This is a genomic window from Actinosynnema pretiosum (assembly GCF_024171695.1).
GTDB classification, from domain to species: Bacteria; Actinomycetota; Actinomycetes; order Mycobacteriales; family Pseudonocardiaceae; genus Actinosynnema; species Actinosynnema pretiosum.
The window spans coordinates 506,659-530,510 of the sequence record NZ_JAMTCF010000004.1 but is presented as its reverse complement, the minus strand read 5'-3'; the positions used below and the strand labels follow the sequence as shown (position 1 = coordinate 530,510).

Below are 23,852 nucleotides of genomic sequence, written 5' to 3'. Positions count from 1 at the left end.
GGCGGCCCAGGGTCCGGCCCGATCACGTCCTGGGCGACAAGGGCTACAGCTCGAAGGCGATCCGCGCCTGGCTTCGCCGCCGAGGCATCGCCCACACGATTCCCGAGCGGGCCGACCAGGTCCGCAACCGGGCCCGGCGGGGCAGTCGCGGAGGCCGCCCGCCGGGCTTCGACCGCGAGATCTACAAGCACCGCAACGTGGTGGAACGATGCTTCAACCGCCTCAAGCAGTGGCGCGGCATCGCCACCCGCTACGACAAGACCGCCGAGTCCTATACAGCAGCCGTCACCCTCGCATCGCTCCTGATGTGGGCGTGACATTTGACGACAGAACCTAGGTGCACCGAGACCACTCAGCCTCGCTCGTACTCGGTCAGTGGCGCACACCTGCACATCCGCTCCCCGGTGACGTCCTCACTCACCCTCGTCCCACTGTTCGTACGCCTCAAGGCGACAGACGTGATCGCACACCGCAGAGCCTTCACAGCGGAAAGCCCGGTCCCCACCGAGCCTTTTCATCCTGGTCGGCGGCAGGTCTCGATGTGGTTAAAGACGAGGACAGCCGCGATCATCGAGGTCGCTCGGCGCGGGCAGCAGTGCAGCTTGGCAAGGACTTTCCAGCCCTTGAGCAGCGAGACGGCGCGTTCGCCGAGAGCTCGGATGCGGCCGTGTGCCCGGTTGAGTGCCTTCTTCCCGCGTGACAGGTGAGGGCGCGTGACGTGGCGCTTGCACGGGGTGCGCACCGTGCCGACCGGCTGGGTCGGCTACGCGATCGTTCTGCGCGGATGAGATCGGCCAGTCGAACCAGGGTGTGGTTGGACAACAGGATCACGGCAGGGCAAGACAGCACGACGGGTCCCCCGGTCGGGGCATTGGATCTTGGTCGACCGCCGTCTTACCGCGAGCCTCACCCATCGCGCTCCCACCACTCAGCCCGCGCTGCGACCTGCGACGTCACAACGAAAAAGCTCACTGCTCCCCTACCGCATCCCTACCCGCGCGGAGCAGCCATTACCCGCAGCAACACCGCGCGAGCTGGGATGTTCTCGGCGTGATCGGTGTCAAATACACCGTCGACGACATCGACGCCAGCACCGTCGACCTCCCGTCCACCCCACCAGAAAACTTCGCCGTGCTCTGCGGCAACGACATCCTCCTGTCACCGCTGCTCACACTGGTCACCCACAGCGCCGTCCCGATCTCAGCCCACCAGACCACAACAGCGGGCGCCGACCTGATCAAGCCTGGAACACCAGCACCCCGATCCAAGCCTCCGTTGGGCAACCGCCTGGCACGCCTCTTCTCAGAGGTGTTCACCGAACCTCACCGTCGTCAAGGACGCGACGCATGCTCAGGGCAGCTTCCCAAGCGACGATTAACCTCCCCCGCCACCCGGAGCACAGGCCAGCGTGGATCGCGCACCACGGCCGCCCATTACCCAGACCGCATGCCGATAACCAGCGACCAGCACACCGCCGCGTCACCACACCGCATCCCCGAGCAGCAAGCCCGCAGCACACAAGCCACAACCTGCGACTCCATGCCTGCCCGACCCGAGAACCCGTGCTTCCACGCCGCGCGGCGACACGTCCCCACGGCCGCCCGTAGCGAAACCCGCCCTCATCAGGGGCATGATCGATCAATGCTGGAGTTCAACGAGGACAACGGTGCCTACGAGTGGTGGATCGCAGCCAACCCGGAGCAGTTCGTCATCAACGCCGAACGCACCCTCAACCCCGCAGCCATGATCCTGCACCGCGCCAACTGCCGGTCCATCAGTGGAACACCGACGAATGGCACGACCTGGGTCGGTGACTACGTCAAGATCTGCGGCACCCGCCGTGAACTGCTGACCCGATACCCCACCGCACGGCTGTGCAGCTTATGCCTGCGCTGATCCAGCGGAACCACCCGCGTTCCAAGCAACGACACGATTCCCACAGCATCAAGCAGCCCTATCGAGCACAGTGCCCCCGACATTCGCCCCTTCGGCACCTCAGGCCCAAACCCCGCAAGTCCAGCCTTGCTCGTGCGCCTCCGATGGCCGGACCCGAGCAATCAACCCCGTTGAAGGACCCGGCCGAGCGAGGCAGGCGAGCACCGAAGTGCCCGAACCGCCCACTGGCGCGACCTTCGTGACGCCCCCGTCGCGCGCCACGAACAACTCTCACCACCTGCGTCCACGCAGGCCGTCCGGGTCCCATGACAATTCTGCCCGTAGTGATCACTCGCGGGCAATCACTCAGCTTCGACTCATCAGGGGGTAAGCACCGAGACAATCGATCTACCAGCAAAAACGAGAACCACAACCAGATTTACCACTCTTTCGAGTGACACCATGAACTCCGATGCACCCGGAAGCAAACGATTGCGCCGTGCCCCCGACCCACCACCCGGCAAAACCTAATATCTGAAACCCCCTCGAATCCCACCGGAACCCGAAGGGAGCTCACCACAGCTGCCGCACCGTCAGCTCTACGAAGTCCGTTCCACCGTCAACAGCCCAACCCCGGCGATCGCGTCCACCGCGTAGTGGTCCTCCGCGGAATCAACCCCGCCGGTCCCCAGCACGGTCCCCCCGGCGATCCCGGACGTCGTCACCCCGTCGATCACCGCCTGCCCGGCGCCCCCGCCGAACCGCACCCGAGCCTCCGCCCCCGACGGCAGGTGCACCGCGAACATCGAGGCCCCACCGGTCATCCGCACCGGCACCGCCCCGGACGGCGCGGGCAGGGTCAAGTTGATCCGCTGCGACCCCGCACCGAAGTCCACCGACGACACCCGCCCGGCCCCCAGGTCGACGTCCTGCTCGACCGCCCCGCCGTCCAGCCGCACCTTCCACAGCACCGACCGGTTCACCTCGACCCGCGCGTCGGCCGTCCCCGAACCACCCCGGTCCTCGAACGACACCCGCACCACCTCCCCGTCGAGGTCAGCGCGCGGCGCGAGCTTCGACCCGTCCGGGGCCCACGCCCGCACCAGCTCGTCACCGAGGTCGACGGCCCGCACGACGATCGTGGTCGCCCCGCTCAGCAGCGCCAGCTCGGCCCGGTCCCGCCCGTCCGACGCGATGGCGACCAACCGCCCGTCGCCCCCGCCGCACCCGCTCGCGAGAACCAGCACCGCCGTCGCGAGGACCGGCCACAGCCTGCGCATCAAAGACTCCTCCTTGATCACCCGCCCACCCTCGAAAATCCCCATCCGAGTGAACGCGCAAACGTGTGCGCCCGGATCCACCGGACACCGGGAAGCCTCACAGCACCGTCTCCAACCTCCGCACGCCCTCCCGGATGACCTCGGGAGCTCCGGTGGTGAAGGACAGCCGCATCGTCGCCCGATCAGGTTCACCCGCGTAGAAGGAGGCGCCCGGCACGAACGCCACGTCCCGCTCCAGCGCACGTCGCAGCACCACCGCCGTGTCCACCTCCCCCGGCAGCCGGACCCACACGAACATCCCGCCGTCCGGATCGGTCCACTCCGCCCCGTCGGGCAGCGCCGTCTCCAGAGCGCCGACCAGCGCGTCCCGGCGCTCCCGGTAGGCCACGCACAGCCGCCGGACGTGCGCGTCGAGGTCGCTCTCCCGGAGGTAGTCCGCGACCACGGCCTGGTCGATCGCGGAAGTGTGCAGGTCAGCGGCCTGCTTGGTGACCACGAGCGCGGGCATCAGCTCCTTGGCCGCGCGCAACCAGCCGACCCGCAGACCGGGTGCGCCGATCTTGGAGAACGTGCCCAAGTGCAGCACGAGGTCGCTAGAGGCGGCCAGCGCGGGCACCGCGTCGCCCCGGTAGCGCAGCTCGCTGTACGGGTCGTCCTCCAGCACGCGGAGCCCGGAGCGCTCGGCGACGCGCAGGACCTCGGCGCACCGCTCGGCGTCGAGGGTGCGGCCGGTCGGGTTGGCGAAGGTCGGCACCAGGTAGAGCAGCTCGGGCCGGTCGCGCTCGACGACCTCGGTGAGCGCGACCGGGTCGATGCCGCGCTCGTCGCCGGGGACCGCGACCACGCGCGCGCCCGCGAGGTGGAAGCACTGGAGCGCGGCGAGGTAGGTGGGCTCCTCGACCGCGACGACGGAGCCGGGTTCGAGCAGGGCGGTGACCACGAGGGCGAGCGCCTGCTGGGAACCGGTGGTGATCAGCAGCTCGTCGGGTCGCGTGGGCAGGCCGCGCGCGGTGAGCCGGGCCGCGACCTGTTCCCGCAGGTCGGGATCACCTTCGGTGGGCGCGTACTGGAGGGTGCGGCGGGTGAGGGCGCGGTCGGCGGCGGCGCGGATGCCGTCGAGGTCGAACAGCTCTGGCGCGGGCAGGCCGCCCGCGAAGGAGATCACCTCGGGACGCGAGGTGAGGGCGAGCAGGTCGCGAACGGGCGAGCTGGGCACGGAGAGGGAGCGCACGGGCAGTCCTCGGCTGGGAGTTGCGGGGAGCGCGGTCGTGCCGCGTCGACGAGCTGCGCCCAGGGGTGCGAGGAGCCGCTGCGACCATCCTAGCTTCACGATCCGGCGAATCCAGCCCTGTCTCCGACCTGCGCATTCCCTCGACCTCGGTCGCACACCGGGGTGAATCCAAGGCCGTTCCGACCCGCTGATTCCGGATTTCGGTCGGTCGCTGTCCGCATGCTGTTCACGTCCGACCGCCACACCGAGCCGAGCGACTACCCGAGGAGGGATCATGCTCCGTTGACAGGCAATATGCCGATGCATCTATATTCCCAGCATGGCATCTATGTTCGCCGTGCTGGCCGACTCCCACCGGCGGGAGATCCTCGACGTCCTGCGGTCAGGCGAGCGCCCGGTCAACGACCTGGTCGAGCTGCTCAACCTGACCCAGCCCACGGTGTCCAAGCACCTCAAGGTGCTTCGCGACGTGGGGCTGGTCGAGGTCCGCAGGGACGCCCAGCGGCGCTGGTACCGGCTCCGGCCGGAGCCGCTGGCGGAGGTCGACGCCTGGCTCGCCCCGTACCGGCGGATGTGGATGACGAGCTTCACCGCTCTCGACCGGCACCTGGAGGAGATGGGCGAATGAAGGACGCACGGCTGGAGACGATCGACGGGAAACCGGTGCTGCGCCTGGAGAGGCGGTTCGCGCACCCCGTGTCCAAGGTGTGGCGGGCGGTCAGCGAACCCGCTGAACTGGCGCACTGGTTCCCCGCCGAGGTCGAACTCGAGAACGGGAGGATGCGCTTCGCCTTCCCCGACCCGGCCATGGACGCCGGGGAAGGTCGAGTGCTGGAGCTGGACCCGCCCAGGGTGTTCGCGTTCGAGTGGAACGAGGACGTTCTGCGCTTCGAACTCCTGCCGGAGCCAGGGGGCTGCCTGCTGGTCCTCACGCAGGTGATCGGAGCGGGTCCGCTCGGTGCGGGGCGCAACGCCGTGGGGTGGCGGACGTGCCTGGAAGCCCTGGACGCGCGCTTGGGCGACCGGCCGTTCACCGCTCCACCGGACCTCCTGGGCCCGATCGAGCGGCACGTCCGCGAGTTCGGTCTGGACCTCGGCGAGGTGGCGGACGGGCGGATCAGGTTCAGCAGGGACCTGGTCTGGCGACCGCTGGCCGAGGTGTGGGCCTTGCTGACCGGTGATGTAACGCCTGCGGTCGGCGACACCGCTCCGGAGAGCGCGGGGTGCTCCCGCGTTCGACCGGGACCGGTGGTGGTCGCGGAGGAACCGACCCTGCTCGAGTTCGACTCGTCGTCGGGCCGGGTGCGCTGGGAGCTGTCCAGCGACCCGGTCGGGGGCACCGTCGTGACCCTGACCCACGTGGTCGGGGGCGGAGAGGTGTCCGTGCCTGCGGCGCTGGCCGCTTGGCACGTGCGGTTGGACCTGTTGTTCGCGGCGCTGCTGGGTGAAGAGCGCCAGTGGCCTGAGGAAGGGGAGACCAGGTTGGCAGCTGAGTACGCAGTGATCCACAACTGAATAGATCTCCGACGAACCCCGTAGAACCGGTCGTCCGGCGGGGCCGCGCGGTCCTCGGACCGTTCGCGGAACCGCTGGGCGACCGGGTCACCCGGTCGCCGGGAAGCGGTCGTGGCACGGCGGGTGCGCGGCACGTGGTTCAGCAGCCTCGACGGGCTCGGCCCGCGATGCCCAGGACCGCGAGTCCGGCGATCAGCATCATGATGGCCACGAGCACCAGCCAGCCGTTGTCGCTGCGGAAGGCGCCGCTCCGGTCTGAGACCGGGGCTGCGAGCGGGCTCCCTGCTCGGTTCGCGGCGAGTACGGCGGCAGTGGTCGACGGGCTTGAGGTGTCGATCAGTGCTTCCGGGGCTCGGGCTGCGTCGCCGTGGAACAGGTCGTCTTCCTGGGCGTTGGGATCGGGTCCATCCAGGTTTTCCTGTTCGTGGGCCGTCTGGTCGTCTGCGTTGTTCGGGGCGGCCTGGGGAGTGCCTGCGCGGTCGTTGGGTGCTTGTGGTTCGGGGTTTCCGCCCACAAGTGTTCGTCCGGGGCTTTGTTGCTGCGGGGAAGCGTGCTTCGAGGGCCGCTGTCCTTGACCTGCCTGCTCCTGAGCGGGGTGGGCTTGGGCAGGCGGTTGACCTTGGGCGGGTTGGGCTTGGGGTGCTGGAGGCTGCGGGTTGGTCTCCGTCATGGAGCCGTTCGTGCTGTCGCCTGTGGCACCGCCAGCGGTGGCACCACCGCTCGCGGTGGTGTTGTCAGCGGTGTCGCTGTCCGGAGCTTCCGGGCTTGGGGCGGCGGTGTTCGCCGGATCGGAGCCTGGTGAACCCGAACCTGCCGGGGCCGGGGCGAGCGCGCTGGAGCCTGTCGCGCCGCTGCCTGCCACATCGCTGCCCGGTTGGAGCGGTTCTGCGGTGCTGGCCGCTCCGCTCGACAGCACCGCGATCACGGTGAGCGCTGCGCACACGGCAGTTCGGAAGGGGAACCGGACCATGTCCCCGATGCTGTGCGCGACACGGTGGCGGCGCGCGGTGAACCGCGTCGGCTCACACCGCCGTGCCGCACAAACCCTCGCACGAGGGCCTGGGTTGGGCCGCCGAAGTGCTGGCGGGTGGGGTCCGGTGTGTTAGCGGTGGGGTCTGGTGCGCGGAGACGAACTCGGTGAACCGGAACTGTCAGGGGTCGGTGCGATGCTCCGCAGGTGGAGACTGGGGAACTCGTGCACCTGCGGCGGGCTCGTGATCTTGTTGATCGGGAGTACGCGCGGCCTCTCGACGTCGCGGAGTTGGCTCAGGTGGCGTTCATGTCGGTCGCGCACTTCTCCCGGCGGTTCAAGGTCGCGTACGGGGAGACGCCGTACCGGTACCTGATGACGCGGCGGGTCGAGCGGGCCAAGGCGTTGTTGCGGCGTGGGGACCTCGGAGTGACCGAGGTGTGCATGGCGGTCGGGTGCACGTCGTTGGGGTCGTTCAGCGCGCGCTTCACCGAGCTGGTCGGGGAGACTCCCAGCGCTTACCGGGCCCGCGAGCACTCGGCGGTTCGGGCGGTGCCCGGTTGTTACGCCATGAGGGTGATGCGTCCGAGCAGATTTCGAGAAGCGGACCATACAAGCGCGCCGATAGGTTCGTCGGTGTGAACATTCGGGTTTCCCACACCTTCCTGCAGGTAGACGACCACGAAGCCGCGCTGGGCTTCTACCGCGACACCCTCGGCCTGGAGGTGCGCTCGGACGTGTCGTTCAACGAGTTCCGCTGGCTCTCGCTCGGCTCGCCGGAGCAGCCCGGTCTGGAGATCGTGCTGGAGAGCGCGGACATGGGGCGGTCGCCCGAGGACGCGAAGGCGATCAACGCGCTGCGGGCCAAGGGGTCGTTGAGCGGCCTGATCTTCTGGGTCGAGGACTGCGACGCGCTGTTCGAGAAGGTCCGGGCGTCGGGGGCCGAGGTCGTGCAGGAGCCGACCGATCAGGACTACGGGGTGCGCGACTGCGCGTTCCGCGACCCGGCGGGCAACCAGATCCGGTTCTCCGGGAAGTCCGCTGCCTGACGGGCCGCCAGCTCACGTCCTGTCCTCGGCCGGTGAAGGGGAGCGGCCGAGGACGGGGTGTGGGCCTCGGGCGTGCGTCCGGGTGGGTTGGGGTGAGTGCTGTCCCGGCTGGTGGCGTGCCAGGATCGGGGGCGTGGAGGCCAGTGACCGCGACCGCGACCCCGATGGCCGGGCCCGCAACGCCCGCCCCCGTGACGGCCTCGGCCGTCCGCTGCCCTATGGGGCGGTTGGGGTGGAGCGGCAGCCCGAAGGGGTGTTGAGAACACCGGACGAGTCGTTGCGGGAAGCGCAGCGATTGCTGGACGAGGGCAAGCCGTTCCACGCCCACGAGGTGCTGGAGGACGCCTGGAAGTCGGCTCCCGAGCACGAGCGGGAGCTGTGGCGCGGGCTGGCGCAGCTGGCGGTGGGGTTGACGCACGCGTTGCGCGGCAACGGTCGGGGCGCGCGGGCGCTGGTGGAGCGCGGGGCGCGCAGCATCGGGCCGTACCGGGGCGCTCCGCCGCACGGGGTGGACATCGCCGGGCTGGTGAGCTGGGCGGAGAGCGGCGCCTACCTGGGCGCCGGGCTCGACGTGGCGGGCGACGATGGCCGATCGGACGAGGTCCGGGGCGTCCCCGAGCGGACCGGTGCGGAGACAGGGGTGGACCGGGCTGTCGTCGGCGGCGCTGGTGTGCTGAGGTTGCGCGGATGACCGTGCGCATTCGACCTTACGAACCCCGAGACTGGGACGCCCTGGGCGACATCTGCGTGCGCACCTCCGACGTGGGGCGCGACGGCACGCACCTGTACCCCGATCCGGGCCTGGTGTCCTCGGTGTACGCGTGGCCGTACGCGGCGCTGGAGCCCAAGCTGGTGTTCGTCGCCGACAACGGCGAGCGGGCCGTGGGCTACGTGCTCGGCACCTCGGACACCGCGCTGTTCGCCAAGCGCTTCCGGAACGAGTGGCTGCCCGAGGTGGCCTCCCGATTCCCCAGGCCTTCCGGTCCGCTGACCACTCAGGCCGACGCGGTGGCGGATCTGCTGCACGCGCCGGAACGCATGGTGCCGCTGGACCTGGACGACTACCCCGCCCACCTGCACATCGACCTGCTGCCGGGTCACCAGCGCGGCGGCCACGGGCGGGCGCTGATGACCCGGTTCCTGGACGCGCTGCGGGACCGGGGGGTGACGGGCGTGCACCTCGGGGTGTCGGTCGCGAACACCCCGGCGCTCGCGTTCTACGAGCGGTTGGGGTTCCACGAGCTGACGTCGGCGGGCGTCGGCGGGCTGTCGGTGTTCCTCGGGAAGCGAATTGCTCCGAACGCCCGCTTGGCGGCGGAGGCGGCCGGGTAACAGGAGGTCACCTACTCACTGGGAGGCCACCGTGCTCGCCACCATCGCCGCGGTCATCTTCGGTCTGGCCCTGCTGCTGGACCTGGCGAACGCCTCGCTCGGCAGCGTGATCGAACCCGGAACCCTGACGCTCGCGGGCCTGCTGTGCCTCGCGCTGCACATGGCCGGGGTGGGCTCGGCGCTGCGCGCGCCCAGCTTCCGCCGCCGTCGCTGATCAGCATCGGTCGACAGGGCCGCGCCCGCCAGCGTCGAGGGGATACCCGATGACGTCGTCGGCGGGCGCGGCCTGGGGACGTCGACCGGCGGCACTTGCTTCCAGGCCGGGCAACGTAGACCGGGCAGCGCGGACCGGGCAACGCGGACCGGGCAACGCGGACCGGGCAACGCGGCTGATCAGCGCTGTTGACGGGCGCAGTGGGCCGGTGCCGCTCCCACAGAGCGCCGCCGGCCAGCGTCATTGCCCGAAACCACTGGCCGGCTCAGATCGGCACGTGGACCGCCGTGGAGCACCCGCCGGTCCACCGCGGACGCCCTGCTCCGCACCTCCGCTCCGCCGACACCTGGCCGGTGTCGTCAGGTCACACTCCACCTTGGTGCCCACCCGTGGCGTCCGGCAGGGGTTCCCGCCCCGCAGACCGCCGTTCCGGGGAGAAGAACGGCGGTCTGCTCAGGGAGAGCGCGGCGTGACGGGCTGGAGGGAGCCCGTCGGACCGCTCCGCGTGCGGTGACGAGGGGGCAGACCGCGCGGAGCCGGTCGCACCGCCCGCGCTCGGGGCGGTGGGCGTCGGAACCGGTGGGCGCCGAGGCGTCCCGCTCTGGGCAGCGAGCGGGAACCCCTTCGCACGCACCGGTCCCGACCTAGTCGGGACGTGTTCGCAGGCGGACGAGGTACGGCGTCGCGTCCGGCGCCGGGCGCGTGCCTGGGGGCAGCGCGGTGCTCCGACCGCGCCACGACAACCGGCCCGGTCCCCGCGCGGGGAGCCGGTGCGCCGGAACCGTCTGCGGCGCGGTCACGGCGCGCGCTCGGCGTCGTTGACCACGCAGACCACCGCGTCGGGGGTCGCGTAGAAGTCCAACCGGTAGGGACCGCACTCCTGCCTCACCGCCTGCCGGTCCTCCACCGGTTGGCGCTGCGGCGGAACGGGTTCTTCCGGTGGGGTCATCGGCTTATCGTGCGCCGACGGGGTCCGTTGACGCACCACCTTCTCCGCCGATATGCGGAAAACGCATACGGGTCAGCCAAGCCACCGCGCGAGTTCGCGGACATCCCGCTCCCCCACCCACGGGCCGAGCCGGTTCAGCTCGACCAGCACCAGCCCGGAACCGCTGTCCCTCGCCGCGTCCAACGCCTCGTAACCGCAGGCCACGGCTTGATCGCGATGTCCGGCGGCGGCGTGCGCGGCGGCCAGGCGGGCGGTGTGGAGGCCCCGTTCGGCGGCGCGGGCGTGGCCCCACCGGCGGCGGCGAAGCGCCTCGTAACCCGCGATCGCCCGGTGCGGTTGCCCGAGTTCGAGCCAACAAGCCGCCCGTTCGAGCTCGACGTGCTGCTCCGAAAGGCGGTATCCTATGCGGTATTCGCCGTTGTCCGGTTCGGGGTCCCTGGCAACCGCTACGAGGAGTTCGCGCGCGTGGTCCAACCGGGCCATGCACGCCTCGTCACCCGTCATCGCCAGTCCGCGAGCCTGCTGCCGCAGGACCAGGGCGAGGGTGCGCGGGCCGATGCCGCGCTCGCGCAGGGCGGCACGGGTCAGCGCGAGGGCGCGTTCGCCATCGGGTTCGGCGAGCTGGGCCAACCGCACGTAGGAGTGGGCGACGACGTCGGGATCGTCGGCGGCCTGTCCCTGCTCCAAGGCGCGGGTGGTCCACTCGACGGCGCCGCTGCGATCGCCGACCTCCTCGTACAGCAGGCCGGAGAACTCGGCGTAGGTCGCGGCGACGGCTAGCAGCCTGCGCCGGTGGTCGCCGTCCGCGGTGCGGCACAGGGCGTCGGCGAAGTCGAACAGGGAGCGGGCTGCGGGGACCAGGGCGCGCCAGCCCTGGCGGTGGTGCGCGTCGTCGAGGATGCGGCGCAGCACCAGCAACTGCCGCACGGGTCCGCCACGCCGGGCGGTGGCCGCGCGCAACGCGGTGAGGGCGGCGGGGTCGACGGGGTGGTCGGAGCGAGGCGAGACGGACGGGCGGGCGGCCCGGTCTGCCAGGCCGAGCAGGTGGGCCGGGATGCCGAGCAGCCGTTGCATGGTGCGGAGCACGCGCAGGTCGTAGGCGATGCCGCTGCCTGATTCCAGGCGCGAGATCGCGGACTGCGAGTACCCGGCCAGCGCACCGAGCTCGTCCTGACGCAACCCGTGGGCGCGGCGCGCGATGGCGACCAGCACGCCAGGCGCGTCCGAGGCGACGGCGGCGTGCACCTCGCGGCTCTCCCACAACTCGGGTGGCAACGCGGGCAATGGCGTGCCGCGTGATTCGCCGAGCGGATCGGGACGCACGGCTTCGGGACGCCCGGCTTCAGGGCGGACAGCCTCGGGGCGCACGGCTTCGGGGCGGACACCCTCAGGACGGGCGGTTTCAGGGCGGGTGGTGCTGTCCTGGCGAACGCTGTCCGGGCGGGTGTTGTCGGGACGGGCGGTGTCGGAACGGATGCTGTCCGGGCGGGCATTATCCGGGCGGGCGTTGTCCGGACTGGTGCTGCCTGGCCTGGTGCTGTCGCGTTGAAGGCTGTTCAGGCGAACGCGGCCGGGACGGGCGCCGTCAGGGTGACCGTTGTCCGGACGGACGCTGTTCGGACGAGCACCGTCGGGATAGATGTTGTCGGGACGGGCATCGTCTGGGCTGGCAGTGTCGTCTGGGCGGGCAGTGTCAGGGGTGGTCGTGTCCTGGTGTGCGGAAGCCTGGGCAGTCCGGGCTGGCCGCAGCAGTGGGTTGGGGTGTTCCGGGGATGGGGTGTGGGCTGCGGGGTCCTGCTCCGGTCTGGCGCGCGTCAGGTTCAGCTGGGGCGAGGCTTGCGCGGGGTGAGTGGATGACGGGGTGGGGTGGGTGGACGTGGGCCCGCGCCGGGTAGTGGGCTGTGCGGGAACCTGGCGCGTGACGACGGGTTGCGCGGGGAGTTGTTGTGCGGCAACCGGTTGTGCGGGAACTCGCCGGGTGGCAAGGGGTTGCTCGGTGGTGAGGTGTTCCGCTGCGGGTTGTGCCTGCGAGGATCTCGTGGCGGGGTGCCGTGCGGTGCTGGGGTGCGCCTGGCGGGGGTGTTGCGCGGTGGGGCGGTGGGGGCGGCGCGGGGTGGTGACCGCAGGTGGGTCCGGCAGGGGGGTGGTTCGTCGGCCGGGGGCCGGTGCGGTGCGGTCGGGGACGGCCATGCCGGGGCCTCTCGCTGCGGGTGCGGTCGGGCTCGGTAGGTCATGGTCGCAGCGCTCGGGTTCGGGAAGCGACCGCCATCCGGTGCGCGGCTGGCTATGCTCCGGCCGTGCTCCGCGACTTCTCCGCAGGAATCGGACTGCTCGGCCACGGCTTCGGCTCCGTGTTCCGCAGGCCCAAGCTGCTGATCATCGGTGCGATCCCGGCCCTGATCACGACGCTGCTGCTGACCGGCAGCCTCGTGGCGCTGGGCTACTGGATCGACGACATCACCACGTTCGTGACACCGTTCGCCAACAACTGGGCCGACTCGCTGCGCACCGGTGTGCGGGTGCTGGCGGGCGTGTCCATCCTGGCCGCCTACCTGACCCTCGGGCTGCTGCTGTTCACCGCGATCACCCTGATCATCGGTGGTCCGTTCTACGAGCACATCGCCGAGACGATCGAGGACGAGGAGCTGGGCGGCGTCCCGGAGTCCGAGCGGGTCGGCTGGTGGCGGTCGACGGTGGTCGGGGCCCGTGACTCGCTGCGCCTGGTGGGCATGGCGATCCTGGTGGCGATCCCGCTGTTCATCGCAGGGTTCATCCCGCTGGTGGGGCAGACCGTGGTCCCGGTGATCGGCGCGGGGATCAACGGGTGGTTGCTCGGGCTGGAGCTGACCGGTATCCCGTTCACCCGGCGCGGGCTGGACCTGGCGGTTCGGCGGCGGGTGCTCAAGGAGCGGCGGGCCATGGTGCTCGGGTTCGCGGTGCCTGCGTACCTGATGTGCCTGATCCCGCTGGCGCCGCTGGTGGTCATGCCTGCGGCAATGGCGGGCGGCACCGTGCTGTCGCACCGGCTGCTGGCGAACGAGCAGAACACCGGCAGGCGTCCTCAGTAGACGGGTGACCGCAGGGACGCTGCGGTGCTGGAAGACGTGCGGGAGCGGGCGGTCGGCTGAGCTGACCGCCCGTTCGCTTTCCGCGCGCTCGGTGACCTGGCCGGAACGATGAGCGCTCGGTGACCTGGGCGGAGCAGTTCGGGTGACCAGGTTGTGGTGATCGTGCTGGGACGGCGGACGACGGGCGGCGGGCAGGCACAGGGCTGCGGGTGGCGGGCAGGTTGTCAGATGGTCAGGGACTCAGCTGGGTTTCCAGTTCGGTCGAGTAGCCCGCGACGCGGCTGTAGACGCCGGGCGCGCCCGCTGCGGCGCAGCCCTCGCCCCACGAGGTGACGCCGATCAGCTTGCCGCCTGCGACGAGCGGGCCGCCCGAGTCGCCTTGGCAGGAGTCGGTGCCGCCCTCGGGGAAACCGGCGCAGACCATCAGGTCAGGGACGTAGCGCGTCCCGTAGGCGGCCTCGCACGAGTCGGAGTCGATCAGCGGCACGGTCGCGCCGAGCAGGTGGCGTGAGGCCGTTCCGCCGGGGGACGTCGCGCCCCAGCCCAGGACCGTGCCGGGGACGCCTTCCTCGTACAGGGCCGAGTCTGCGGGTTTCGCCAGGGGGAGGGGTTCGGCGGACGAAGGGCGGTCCAGGGTCAGGACCGAGATGTCGTAGCCCTGGGTGGGTGCTCGGTAGGACGGGTGGATCCAGATGTCGGTGACGCGTGCTGTGGTGCCCGCGCTGGAGGTCTTGTCGTCGCGGCCCTCGACCACGCGCACCGCTGACGGTGCGTCGCCCTCGGTGCAGTGCGCGGCGGTCAGGACCTTGTCCGGTGCGACCAGCGTCCCGCCGCAGTACTGGGCTCCGGTGCTCGTCGCCAGGTAGACCACCCACGGGTGGTCGGCGGTGCTGGCGCGCGTGCCACCGACGATGCGTTCGCGGACTTCGCTGGTGCTGGGGCCGGGGTGGGCGAACGCGGTGAGCGCGGTTGTGGGGAGCAGTGCGACCACTGCGGTGGTCCCCAGCAGGAACCTCAGGCAGCTCCGGGTTTCCGCCACGGTCATCTCCTTCAGGTGTGTGCTCTCCCCTCGGTGGGGTAGCACCAGGGCGCCGGGAGCCACACTGGTGGCACGAGGTGCAGTGGTTGTGGTCCGTTCGGCTCAGTTCACTCGAACGTGATTGACTCGCCCAAGCACTGCCCGAACAGCGAGCAGTTCGTCCTGAGGAGATTCCGCATGTCCCCCAACAAGCCCGTGGTCGAGCCGTACGAGGGTGCCGCGCCCGCGGACCTGGTGATCGAGGACATCACCGTCGGCGACGGTCCGGAGGCCCAGGCGGGCCAGCTGGTCCAGGTTCACTACGTCGGTGTCGCGCACTCCACCGGTGAGCAGTTCGACGCGTCCTGGGACCGCGGCGAGGCGTTCGTGTTCCCGCTGGGCGGCGGGCGCGTCATCGCGGGCTGGGACCGGGGCGTCGTGGGCATGAAGGTCGGCGGGCGTCGCAAGCTCGTCATCCCCGCGCACCTCGGCTACGGCGACCGCGGCGCGGGCGGTGCCATCAAGGGCGGCGAGACGCTGATCTTCGTGGTGGACCTGCTCGGCGTGCGCTGACCCCTGCGGCAGCAGAGCGGGAACCGGTTCCGGGAGGACGACGGCGCCGGACCGGTTCCCGCCGCAGCTAACCGAGCGAACCCGAGCCGAGCAAACCCGAGCCGAACGAGCACGAGAAGATCGAACAGGCCGGGCAGACCCGGCAGACCCGGCAGACCCGGAGCCTGACCAACCCGAGTAGCGCGAACAGCCCGGCCGACCCGAGCAAAGCGAACAGCCCGACCGACCCGAATAGCTCGGGCAGACCGAGCAGACCGAGCAGACCTGGCAGCGCGGGCAGACCTGGCAGCGCGGGCAGACCTGGCAGAGCGGGCAGGCCGAGCAGAGTGATCAGCCCGGCCAGTCCGAGCAGAGCAACCGGCCTGGTGGACCTGAATAGCGCGGACAGATCCAGCAGCCCGGCCAGCCTGAGCAGAGCAGCCAGCTCCAGTAGCCCGAGCAGCCCGACCAAGCTGGACAGGCGAGCAGCCCGAGCAGACCGAGCAGGGCGACCAGCCCGAGTAGCCCGGTGGCGCGAGAGCAAGCCGCGTGAGCCGGGCTGTGTGACGTCCGGCAGTGCCGTCTCCAGTTCCCAGGCCGTGCGGGGTCAGGTCACGCTGATTCCGCGGGCACCACCGCGCGTTCTCCCGGTCGGTCGTCACGCGCTCCGGGTGCGGGAACCCGAAGAGCCCGGCATCCGTGAGCGCGGGGTTCGCTCAGCGCGGAACCCCGAGCGCGAGGTCGGGCGTTCGGAGCGTGCACGAGCTCCGGAGGCCGATCCGGCACCGGGGAGCACTTCGGTGCGGCATGATGGCGTTGATCGAAGGGAGACGTGATCGTGCCCGAAGACATCGGCGGTTCCGAGCGCATGGTGGCCGACTGGGAGACCGGTCTCAAGCAGAAGGCCCAGCGCTACGAGGCGATGGCCGAGCGGGTGCAGGGCATGTCCGTGACCGAGACGTCCCGTGACGGGCACGTCCGGCTCACCATCGGTTCCAACGGCATCCTCACCGACCTGCAGATCGCCGAGCCCGCGCGTGAGCGGCGGATGGCCGAGGTGTCCGCGGAGATCATGCGGACGTTGCAGAAGGCCCAGTCGCGCATTCCGGAACTGCTCCAGCAGGCCATGGCGGAGACGATCGGCACTCAGGACCAGACGGCGAACACGCTGTTCCAGGAAGCCAAGAAGAACTTCCCGGCACCGCCCGCCGAGGAGCGCCCGCAGGCGCCGGTGCACCGGGAGATGAGCTTCGGCATCGAGGACGAGCGGGCCGCGCCGCCCACTCCGCCGCGACACGCCCAGCAGCCGCCCGTTCCGCCGCAGCCGCCGCAGCGCAGGCCGAGGCGGGACACCGAGGAGGACGACGACTTCGGGGGTCAGAGCTTCCTGCGGTGACCCGCCGAACTCCACCCCGTCAGGTCAAGTCCGCCGTCGTCCGTCACATCGGGCGATAGGATCTGCCGACCGTTGCGCCGGGGGGATCTTGAAGGGGTGTTCGTCGCATGACCGAGCCAGTCACACCGCTGGACGAGCAGGAGCAGCAGCAGCTCGTCCGGCAGATCGGGCGCGCGATGCTGCCCGCCCTGCCTCCGGACTGGCAGCGGGTGCGCACCGAGTACCGCGCTGCGGGCAGGCACATCGAGGTGGACATGGCGTTCACCGGTCCGGACGGGCAGCAGCGCCCGGTCCGGCCGCCGATCGACGTGGTGCAGCTGTTCGGCAGGCTGCGCGCGGGCATGTACGAGCAGGACCGGGGCACCTGGTTGAGCGCGGTCTACGAGATCGAGGCGCCGAGCGCGTTCGCCGTGGACTTCGACGCCGCCGAGGAGCCCCGCTGGCGCAACGCGCCGCCGATGATCGGGTTCCAGGACGAGCTGCGGACGTTCCCGCGCGCCGAGGAGCTGATCCCGGACTGGCTGCGGCAGCGCGCCGGTCTGCCGCCCAGGCAGGTGGAGCAGGCCCAGCCCGAGCAGGGGCAGGGCGTGCCGCAGGGGCAGGGCGGACCGCAGCAGGGCGGGGCACCACAAGGTGGGCCGCAGCAGGGTGGGCCGCAGACCCCGCCGCAGGGGTTTCCGCAGCAGGGGCCCGCGACGCCGGGGCAGGGCTTCCCCGGACCGCAGGGGCAGCCCGGTTTCGCGCCGGGGCAGCAGTTCGCCGGGCCGGGGCCGCAGGGACACGGGCAGCCCGGTCAGCCGTTCCCCGGACAGCAGGCGGCCGGCCAGCCCGGCGGGTTCGGTCAGCCGGGTGGTCAGCCGCAGGCGGACCTGCGCACGGCGCGCGTGTACGACGGTCGCGACCAGACCGGTCGCCCGGTGGTGCGCAGGCAGCCGGTGGACCCGCAGCTGCGCGAGCGGCTGCTGGCGTACCTGGAGTCGGCGCCCGTGGTGCTGTCCGCCCGTGACACGGACGTGGACGAGTTCGCGCCGTCCGACCGGGACGTTCCGCTGAACTTCCGCACCGACGGCACCTGGGTGTGGGCGGGCGCGGTGTCGCACTACCTGCGCAAGCACGGTGTTCCGCCGGAGCCCGCGCTGGTGTCGCACATCATCGGCCGGGGGTTCCAGCTGGCCGCGGTCGACGAGCGGACCCAGGACCGGGCCGTCGCGATGATCACCGGCCAGTGACGGCCGCCCGCTAGTCCTCGAACGGCGCGAGAACGAGAACAGCCGCCCACCGGTTCGCCGGTGGGCGGCTGTCGTCGTTCAGGGGAGCGGACCGGCTCAGCGGTCGGTGGCGGCCGGTTCGACGTCCGGAGCCAACTCCTCCACCGGAGCGGGCTTGCGGACCGCCAGGTACACCAGCGCCGCCACCGCGACCAGCACGTAGGAGTTGCCGACGAGCTGCTGCCACGCGTTCCAGCCGACCTCGACGCCCTTGTCGTGCGGCAGCAGCCACAGCGGGGCCCACACGAACAGGTCGGCGACCAGCACCAGCGTCACCCAACCGGCGACGGAGCGCTGGCCCACCAGCAGGACCAGACCGGGCACCACCCACACCCAGTGGTGCGTCCAGGACACCGGGGACGCCAGCAGCGCCGCGATCGACACGGCCAGCAGCGCGGACACGTCCTCGCGCGCGCGGCGCACCGCGATCCAGGCCAGCGCCGCGACGCCCAGCGACAGCAGCAGCCACGTCACGGACTCGGCGGTCCCGGTCAGGCCGAGGCGGTTGACCAGGCCGCGCAGCGACTGGTTGCCCGCGTAGCCGAGCTCGCCGATGCGCGCGGGGTCGAACAGGGTGTGGAACCAGTACTCCTTGGTGTCCTCGAACGCGACGACCGCGCCGACGAGTCCGAACCCGACGAACGACCCGATGGCGGTGAGGACCGGCTTCCACTTGCCGCGCGCCAGGAAGAACAGCACGAACACGGCGGGCGTCAGCTTGATCGCGGCGGCGAAGCCGATCAGCAGGCCCCTGGGCCAGCGGGTGCGCGGCAGCAGGCAGTCCAGCGCGGCCAGACCCATGATGACCAGGTTGATCTGGCCGAAGTCGAAGGTGGCCCACACCGGTTCCAGCACCAGCGCGCCGATGGAGACGATGACGCCGACCAGGAGCGCGCGGCGCGCGTCCCCGTAGACGTGCCAGGCGGAGACGACGCACACCGCCAGCAGCAGCACCAGGCCGAGCGTCGTCCACACCAGAACCGCGGCGGGCCACGGCACCAGCGCGAAGAGGCTGAAGATCGCGGCGGCCAGCGGCGGGTAGGTGAAGGGGAACGGCGGGCCGTCCAGGGGTTTGGGGAAGTCGTCCGCGTACAGGCGGAGGTCGCGCAGCCAGGCCTCGCCACCCGTGCGGTAGACCCGCAGGTCGAGCAGACCCTCGCTGGAGCGCTGGTGGACGAAGTAGAGCAGCGCGATCGCCGCCACCACCCACACGCCCAGCAGTCGCTTGTCCGGTCGTTCCACCACTGCCACGACACTTCCCCCTGACTGGTTTCCGCGAGGCATCGTAGTCAACGGGCGGATGAGGGACAGGTCACGACAGCAGGTAGCTCACCGCTACTGGACGTGCACCGAAAGTTGCTGTGCGTGCACGGTGAGTAGATGGGGGCGACCGTTCGAGCGACAGCGGCGCACAGAAGCGCACGCGCGGGATACTCTGTGCTCATGAGTCCAGCGCTGGAGACGGTCTTGGCGAAAGCCGGCCTTCACGTCACCCCCGACGCGTTCCTCGACCTCGTCGCGGACGCCGCGAAGCGGTTGGCGCCGCCCCACCCGGAGCCGGCGAGCTACCTGACGCCGGACGTGCGGGACGCGCTGCTGGACGTCGGCCTGGACCTGAGCCCGCACTCGCCGGACGACGACAAGCCGAGGGCGCGCAGCATCGTGGCGCACGCGGTGCTGCGCGACTCGGCGATCACCGTGTCCGACGCGGCGACCCAGCTGGGCGTGGACACGAGCCGCATCCGGCACCGCCTCGGCCTGGGCAGACTGGTCGGCTGGAAGGACCGGGGCAGCTGGCGGCTGCCCGCCTGGCAGTTCGCGGGCAACGGGGTGCTGCCGGGGTTGGAGGCGGTGCTCGCGTCGGTGCCGGAGGACCAGCCCGCGCTGGTGATCGCCGGGTTCATGACCACCGACCAGGAGGACCTCCTGGTCGAGGGCAGGCCGGCCAGCCCGCGCGACTGGCTCTTGGCGGGCGGGGAACCGGGCAAGGTCACCGCCCTGGCCGCCCAGCTCGGAACGCCGGTCTGACTTGGGCGGATCGGGACGAGTAGGAGCGCGAACGAGAAGGTGAGCGGGCTGGCAGGAGAGCGGACGGGAACGGCAGGAGGGATGAGGAGCAGCAGGGCTGGGCGGGAACGGATAGACCGAACGGATAGACCGGGCTGAGCAGGAGCACGCCGGGCAGGAGCAGGCGGGACAGGAACAGGCCGGGCAGAAGAGGGGCAGCCGACGCTCAGCGACAAGCCTGACCAGCGGCCCGACGAGCCGAACCAGCGGCCTGACCGGCAGCCTGACCAGCGGCGAACTGGCCGGATGGCAGGACGACCACCGGTAAGGCGGGCGGATAGACAGCCAAGCGGCGGGATGGTGTCGAGCTGGACGGTGTCGGGCGGGATGGGGTCGGGCTGGACGGCCCGACGGTGGGACGGGCACCGGCGGTACGAGCGGGCGGTGCTCGGAACGGTCGCTGACACGCCGGGTGTTCCGAACGCTCGGCAGCCCGAACCCCGGAACCCCAGTCATGCGGGCACTCGCTCGCCCGACTCCCGATCACCTGGCAGCCTGGCGGGCGGAAGTGCCGACCACCCGAGCCCACCACCAGCCGATCCGCCGACCAACCACTCCGTCGACCAGCCGATCCGCCGCCCCACTGCTCCGTCAACCCCGACCAGTCAGCCGTCCGAGCGCTCCGGATTCCGAGCACCGGTACCGATGCGCACCCGGCCGATCAGCCGACCGCCGAACCGCCCTGTCGCCCGAACAGCCAGCCGCACGATCACCCTGTTGTCCGAACACCTGGCCGACCGATCACGCGGACGACCGATCGCCCGACGGGGCACCCCCTGGGAACCTGGTCCTGAGGGAGCCGACCAGCGTCGGTCGGTCCGGTTGACGGGTGGTCGCGGGTGGTTCCGCAGCGGGTCCGACGGGGTTCACCCGGTGGGCCGAGCGGTGTTGGACCGATCACCCGGACACCCGATCGCCCGGCCGACCGACGACCTGGCAGCCTGGTCGCCCTGGAACCCGCCCACGACCGACATCCACCACCGACCGGCACGGTCCCCCGTCCCCCGAACACCTGGACCCGAATGTCTCGGCTTCCCCAGCCGCCCGCCCCCGCCGTGCTGCAGGCCAACCTGCGGCGCACCGAGGACGTCGTGGCGGTGCACCAGGCCACCCGGCTGGTGCGGATCTTCACCGCGAAGGGCCTGCACCCGCAGCGGTGGAACAGCTTCCGCTACACCGGCCCCCTGCCGCACGCGCGCTTCGACACCCAGCCGCCGGGACCCGGCGGTGAGCTGACGCACGACCAGGACCAGGGCGTGCTGTACTTCGGGCTCACCGTCCGGACCTGCGTCGCCGAGGTGTTCCAGGCGACGTCGGTGGTGGACCGGCGCACCCGCAGCCCGTTCCTGGTGGTGCTGCGCCCCAAGCGGACCCTGCGGCTGCTCGACCTGACCGGCCTGTGGCCGACCAGGGTCGGGGCGTCGCAGGAGATCAGCTCCGGACCAAAGGTGATCACCCAGGCCTGGGCGCGCACCATCCGCGCGGCGTACCCCGAGCTGGACGGCCTGTGGTACCGGTCGTCCATGGACGGCGGCAACGAGGCCGTGTGCCTGTGGGACCCACCGGGCGGCTCGGGACTGCCCGCATCGCCGGACGTCCTGCTGCCCCTGGAGCACCCCGGCCTCGACCTGCCGCTCGCCAGGGTCTGCGAGGAGCTGAACTACACCCTGCTGAACTGACCGCGGGCGAGCAGAGCTGACCAGGTCCACGAAAAGCGGACAGCGGCCCAAGTCCATGGACAGCGGACAGTCGTCTCGATCCCCGACCAGCAGGGCACGACCTGCCCCGGCACGACCAGGCTCTGGCACGACCAGGCTCTGGCGCGACCGGCTCTGACGCGACCGGCGCCGACCCGTCACCAGCACCGCCCTCGACCTGGGCGGTGCAACCCCGTTGGTCATGAAACTACCGGGTCGGAACGTGCCGGGGCACGCCCTCGTCGGCTACTCGACAGCGTGAAAATCCAGGTCGGAGACCCCGGTCACCGCCGCACCCCGTTGCCCCGCGCGGTCGGCGCCTGCCGCTCGCCCTTCGGCCTGCGCCGGGGCAGGAAGCGGGCGTACCGCACCTCGGGCAGCAGCTGCTCCGCCAGCTCGTACCGCTCCGAGGCCCCGTCGTGGCGCCACCCGTGCGACTCGTAGAACTCCCGCGACGGCGCGTTGTCCTCGAACACCCACAGCACCGCGTACCGGAACCCCTGGTCGGCCAGGTGCGCGACAGCCGCCTCGTGCACCGCGTGCCCGGCCCCAGTCCCCAGGAACCCAGGGTCGGCGTACATCGCGACCAGCTCGCCGGTCCTCAGGTCGGGGTGGGCGTCGCGCTCCTCGCGGACGGCGTCCACCGCGCTGTAGGCCCCGATCCGCCCGCTCGGCTCGACGGCGACGAACACCCGGCTCGGGTCGGGCAGCGCGAGCACCCTGACCCAGCCGGGGAGCCTGCTCTCGGGCAGCATCCGGTCGAGCACGGGGTCGGCGACGATCCCCCGGTAGGCACGCTGCCAGGACTCCACGTTGATCCTGGCGATCTCCGGCGCGTCGTCGGGCGACCCGGCCCGCACGGTCCACTGCATCCGCGCAGACTGCCCGACCGGTGGCGCGCGGCGCTAGGGATTGGGCGAAGCGCTGGGTCCGGCGGTGCAGACGTACCCCGCGTACCGGGTCTTCTTGGCCGTCACCCAGGTCCGCCGGAAGCGCCCTGGGTCCAGCTGGTGGAACCGGGTGCTGACGACGTCCCGGAACAGCCCGTCCGACACCACCAGCACGAGGTCCCCGTCGGCGGCGGCGAGGGCGCGGCGCACCACGGGGGCGTCGAGCAGACGGCACGTGCGGATCGGCGTCTCCCCCACCAGCCCGTACCGGCCGCCGGCGAGCGGTCCGCAGTGCATGGCCAGCCGCACCCGCAGCGGGGTGCCCGCGGCGCGCAGGGCGGCCAGCCCGTCGCGCAGCCGCTCGGTGAACCGGGCGACGACCCAGGCGGTGTCGGTGTCGGCGGGCAGCACGGCCAGCTCGCCGTCGCCGCGCACCTGCCGGTACCAGTCGGAGCGGTCGAGCCCGGACCGCCGGGCGGCGTGCTCCATGACCTCGTCCAGCAGCGACTGCGCCCGCCCCTGCTCGTACCCGGAGAGCTTGCTGTAGCCCTCGACGTCGACCGCGAGCACCAGCCGGTAGACGAGGCCGCCGAGCGAGAACGGCCGTTCGAGCGCCACGTCCACGACGGTCACGGCTTCTCCCCCGCCCCGCGACCGCGCGCGTTCCCCTCCGCGACCCGCGCGAGCCCGGCCCGGTCGAGCACCGTGAGGGACCGGTAGCCGAGCGTGATCAGCCCCCGGTCGCGCAGGACGCGCAGCTCCTTGCGGGTGGTGTCCTCCTCGGCCCCGACCAGGTCCGCGAGGTCCCCCTGGCTGAGCCCGAGGTCGAGCTCGACCTGGTTGCCCCGCCCGGCGAGGAAGGTGTCGGCCAGCTCGCCGAGGAGCCGGGCGAGCCGCACCAGCGTCGGGTACCCGGTGAAGTCGAGCCTGCGCCGGTCCGCCCACTTCAACGTCTGGATGATCATGCGGGTGAGGGCGAAGTGCGCGTCCGGCACGGCCCGCAGGTAGTCGCGGAACGCGGCGGCGCTGATCACCCGGCCGTGCCCCTGGACGCAGGAGGTGACCGTGGCGGACCGGCACGAGCCGTCCATCGCCGCGATCTCGCCGACCAGGTCGCCGCCGACCTTGATGCTGAACAGCGTCTCCCGCCCGTTCTCCTGCAGCCCGGTCGCCTTCACCAGCCCCCGGCACAGCAGCAGCACGTGGTCGGTCGCGTCGCCTTCGCGCATCAGCACCTCGCGGCGCTTGAACGATCGTTCGGTCCCCAGTTCGAGCAGTCCCGCCCGCGCGCGGGGCGGCAACATGCTCATGAAAGTCCCCGCGGGCCAGTCCCCTGGGCGGGGCGTCGGATTCGCCACGGTCCACCTCCTCCAGCTGCACGCACAGTCTGGGTCCGGAAGCGCCGGGGGAATTAGTGATTTCCCCGGAATGCGCCCAACGCACCGGCGGGCGGGGGTCGAACGGCCCGACGCCGAACGTGG

Annotated in this window: 26 protein-coding genes and 1 pseudogene; 15 read left to right on the top strand and 12 right to left on the bottom strand. The window is 71.4% G+C overall.

The annotated features are described in order from the left end of the window. Positions 1 to 317: transposase (locus tag LV78_RS11485; protein WP_253844905.1), on the top strand; the 317-nt coding region annotated here is incomplete at its 5' end. 197 nt (positions 318 to 514) lie between these two features. Here the strand turns inward: LV78_RS11485 and LV78_RS11480 are convergent. Beyond that, positions 515 to 748, bottom strand: a pseudogene (locus LV78_RS11480) (IS5/IS1182 family transposase); the annotation flags it as partial. Between the two features lie 302 nt (positions 749 to 1,050). Here LV78_RS11480 and LV78_RS11475 point away from each other — a divergent pair. Next, positions 1,051 to 1,896: a beta/alpha barrel domain-containing protein gene (locus LV78_RS11475; protein WP_253844904.1), complete on the top strand. Its 846-nt coding sequence runs from the start codon at positions 1,051 to 1,053 to the stop codon at positions 1,894 to 1,896. Positions 1,897 to 2,474: 578 nt separating this feature from the next. Here LV78_RS11475 and LV78_RS11470 read toward each other — a convergent pair. Beyond that, a complete protein-coding gene (locus LV78_RS11470) occupies positions 2,475 to 3,176 on the bottom strand; it encodes a hypothetical protein (RefSeq protein WP_253844903.1) in 702 nt (233 codons plus the stop codon). Positions 3,177 to 3,252: 76 nt separating this feature from the next. Next, positions 3,253 to 4,386, bottom strand: coding sequence for an aminotransferase-like domain-containing protein (locus LV78_RS11465; protein WP_253844902.1), 1,134 nt, complete (start codon positions 4,384 to 4,386; stop codon positions 3,253 to 3,255). 319 nt (positions 4,387 to 4,705) lie between these two features. On the opposite strand from LV78_RS11465, the gene LV78_RS11460 reads away from it, so the two are divergent. Together LV78_RS11460 and LV78_RS11455 are read left to right on the top strand one after the other, a co-directional pair. Beyond that, the gene (locus LV78_RS11460) at positions 4,706 to 5,014 is read left to right on the top strand and encodes an ArsR/SmtB family transcription factor (RefSeq protein ID WP_253844901.1); all 309 of its coding nucleotides are present in this window, start codon (positions 4,706 to 4,708) and stop codon (positions 5,012 to 5,014) included. Beyond that, on the top strand, positions 5,011 to 5,901 hold the full coding sequence (locus tag LV78_RS11455; RefSeq protein ID WP_253844900.1) for an SRPBCC family protein: 891 nt from the start codon (positions 5,011 to 5,013) through the stop codon (positions 5,899 to 5,901). The genes LV78_RS11460 and LV78_RS11455 overlap by 4 nt, the downstream gene beginning before the upstream one ends. 139 nt (positions 5,902 to 6,040) lie before the next feature. Here the strand turns inward: LV78_RS11455 and LV78_RS11450 are convergent, their stop codons facing one another. After that, on the bottom strand, positions 6,041 to 6,871 hold the full coding sequence (locus tag LV78_RS11450) for a hypothetical protein (RefSeq protein ID WP_253844899.1): 831 nt from the start codon (positions 6,869 to 6,871) through the stop codon (positions 6,041 to 6,043). Positions 6,872 to 7,078: 207 nt separating this feature from the next. On the opposite strand from LV78_RS11450, the gene LV78_RS11445 reads away from it, so the two are divergent. The 5 genes from LV78_RS11445 to LV78_RS11425 all read left to right on the top strand — a co-directional run bounded on the left by LV78_RS11445 (position 7,079) and on the right by LV78_RS11425 (position 9,466). Continuing rightward, the gene (locus LV78_RS11445; RefSeq protein ID WP_253844898.1) at positions 7,079 to 7,513 is read left to right on the top strand and encodes a helix-turn-helix transcriptional regulator; all 435 of its coding nucleotides are present in this window, start codon (positions 7,079 to 7,081) and stop codon (positions 7,511 to 7,513) included. Next, complete coding sequence (locus tag LV78_RS11440; RefSeq protein ID WP_253844897.1) at positions 7,510 to 7,920, top strand: VOC family protein; 411 nt, start codon at positions 7,510 to 7,512, stop codon at positions 7,918 to 7,920. Before LV78_RS11445 ends, LV78_RS11440 begins: the two co-directional genes overlap by 4 nt. Positions 7,921 to 8,053: 133 nt before the next feature. Further along, complete coding sequence (locus LV78_RS11435; protein ID WP_253844896.1) at positions 8,054 to 8,611, top strand: DUF309 domain-containing protein; 558 nt, start codon at positions 8,054 to 8,056, stop codon at positions 8,609 to 8,611. Next, complete coding sequence (locus tag LV78_RS11430) at positions 8,608 to 9,252, top strand: GNAT family N-acetyltransferase (RefSeq protein WP_253844895.1); 645 nt, start codon at positions 8,608 to 8,610, stop codon at positions 9,250 to 9,252. Before LV78_RS11435 ends, LV78_RS11430 begins: the two co-directional genes overlap by 4 nt. A gap of 31 nt (positions 9,253 to 9,283) precedes the next feature. After that, on the top strand, positions 9,284 to 9,466 hold the full coding sequence (locus tag LV78_RS11425; RefSeq protein WP_253844894.1) for a hypothetical protein: 183 nt from the start codon (positions 9,284 to 9,286) through the stop codon (positions 9,464 to 9,466). A gap of 796 nt (positions 9,467 to 10,262) precedes the next feature. Here LV78_RS11425 and LV78_RS11420 read toward each other — a convergent pair. Both LV78_RS11420 and LV78_RS11415 read right to left on the bottom strand, forming a co-directional pair. Next, positions 10,263 to 10,415, bottom strand: a complete 153-nt coding sequence (locus LV78_RS11420) for a hypothetical protein (RefSeq protein ID WP_015804202.1) — start codon at positions 10,413 to 10,415, stop codon at positions 10,263 to 10,265. A gap of 72 nt (positions 10,416 to 10,487) precedes the next feature. After that, the gene (locus LV78_RS11415; RefSeq protein WP_253844893.1) at positions 10,488 to 11,690 is read right to left on the bottom strand and encodes a helix-turn-helix domain-containing protein; all 1,203 of its coding nucleotides are present in this window, start codon (positions 11,688 to 11,690) and stop codon (positions 10,488 to 10,490) included. Positions 11,691 to 12,712: 1,022 nt separating this feature from the next. Here LV78_RS11415 and LV78_RS11410 point away from each other — a divergent pair. Beyond that, positions 12,713 to 13,483 (top strand): EI24 domain-containing protein, encoded by a 771-nt coding sequence (locus LV78_RS11410; RefSeq protein ID WP_253844892.1) that lies wholly within the window; start codon positions 12,713 to 12,715, stop codon positions 13,481 to 13,483. A 232-nt stretch (positions 13,484 to 13,715) separates the two neighbouring features. On the opposite strand, the gene LV78_RS11405 is transcribed toward LV78_RS11410, so the two are convergent. Further along, positions 13,716 to 14,528 (bottom strand): S1 family peptidase, encoded by an 813-nt coding sequence (locus LV78_RS11405; protein WP_253844891.1) that lies wholly within the window; start codon positions 14,526 to 14,528, stop codon positions 13,716 to 13,718. Between the two features lie 171 nt (positions 14,529 to 14,699). On the opposite strand from LV78_RS11405, the gene LV78_RS11400 reads away from it, so the two are divergent. Further along, entirely contained in the window at positions 14,700 to 15,074 is a 375-nt protein-coding gene (locus tag LV78_RS11400; RefSeq protein WP_253844890.1) for an FKBP-type peptidyl-prolyl cis-trans isomerase, read from the top strand. Between the two features lie 67 nt (positions 15,075 to 15,141). Here LV78_RS11400 and LV78_RS11395 read toward each other — a convergent pair whose 3' ends face one another. Next, the gene (locus LV78_RS11395) at positions 15,142 to 15,525 is read right to left on the bottom strand and encodes a hypothetical protein (protein WP_253844889.1); all 384 of its coding nucleotides are present in this window, start codon (positions 15,523 to 15,525) and stop codon (positions 15,142 to 15,144) included. A 366-nt stretch (positions 15,526 to 15,891) separates the two neighbouring features. Between LV78_RS11395 and LV78_RS11390 the strand changes: the two genes are divergently transcribed. After that, entirely contained in the window at positions 15,892 to 16,449 is a 558-nt protein-coding gene (locus LV78_RS11390; RefSeq protein ID WP_253844959.1) for a YbaB/EbfC family nucleoid-associated protein, read from the top strand. A 107-nt stretch (positions 16,450 to 16,556) separates the two neighbouring features. Then, positions 16,557 to 17,678 (top strand): hypothetical protein, encoded by a 1,122-nt coding sequence (locus LV78_RS11385; RefSeq protein WP_253844888.1) that lies wholly within the window; start codon positions 16,557 to 16,559, stop codon positions 17,676 to 17,678. A gap of 96 nt (positions 17,679 to 17,774) precedes the next feature. Here LV78_RS11385 and LV78_RS11380 read toward each other — a convergent pair whose 3' ends face one another. Beyond that, a complete protein-coding gene (locus LV78_RS11380; protein ID WP_253844887.1) occupies positions 17,775 to 18,968 on the bottom strand; it encodes a glycosyltransferase 87 family protein in 1,194 nt (397 codons plus the stop codon). Positions 18,969 to 19,160: 192 nt separating this feature from the next. Between LV78_RS11380 and LV78_RS11375 the strand changes: the two genes are divergently transcribed. After that, on the top strand, positions 19,161 to 19,745 hold the full coding sequence (locus LV78_RS11375) for a DNA-binding protein (RefSeq protein WP_253844885.1): 585 nt from the start codon (positions 19,161 to 19,163) through the stop codon (positions 19,743 to 19,745). Positions 19,746 to 20,806: 1,061 nt separating this feature from the next. After that, the gene (locus LV78_RS11370) at positions 20,807 to 21,463 is read left to right on the top strand and encodes an RES family NAD+ phosphorylase (protein ID WP_015804211.1); all 657 of its coding nucleotides are present in this window, start codon (positions 20,807 to 20,809) and stop codon (positions 21,461 to 21,463) included. Positions 21,464 to 21,765: 302 nt separating this feature from the next. On the opposite strand, the gene LV78_RS11365 is transcribed toward LV78_RS11370, so the two are convergent. Genes LV78_RS11365 through LV78_RS11355 form a run of 3 tightly spaced genes read right to left on the bottom strand, consistent with a single transcriptional unit; the run spans position 21,766 to position 23,681 of the window. Further along, entirely contained in the window at positions 21,766 to 22,353 is a 588-nt protein-coding gene (locus tag LV78_RS11365; protein ID WP_253844883.1) for a GNAT family N-acetyltransferase, read from the bottom strand. 33 nt (positions 22,354 to 22,386) lie between these two features. After that, positions 22,387 to 23,004 carry a nucleotidyl cyclase domain-containing protein gene (locus tag LV78_RS11360; protein WP_253844881.1) on the bottom strand — a complete coding sequence of 206 codons (618 nt, stop codon included), beginning with the start codon at positions 23,002 to 23,004 and terminating at the stop codon, positions 22,387 to 22,389. After that, the gene (locus LV78_RS11355) at positions 23,001 to 23,681 is read right to left on the bottom strand and encodes a Crp/Fnr family transcriptional regulator (RefSeq protein WP_253844880.1); all 681 of its coding nucleotides are present in this window, start codon (positions 23,679 to 23,681) and stop codon (positions 23,001 to 23,003) included. The genes LV78_RS11360 and LV78_RS11355 overlap by 4 nt, the downstream gene beginning before the upstream one ends. Between the last annotated feature and the right edge of the window lie 171 nt (positions 23,682 to 23,852).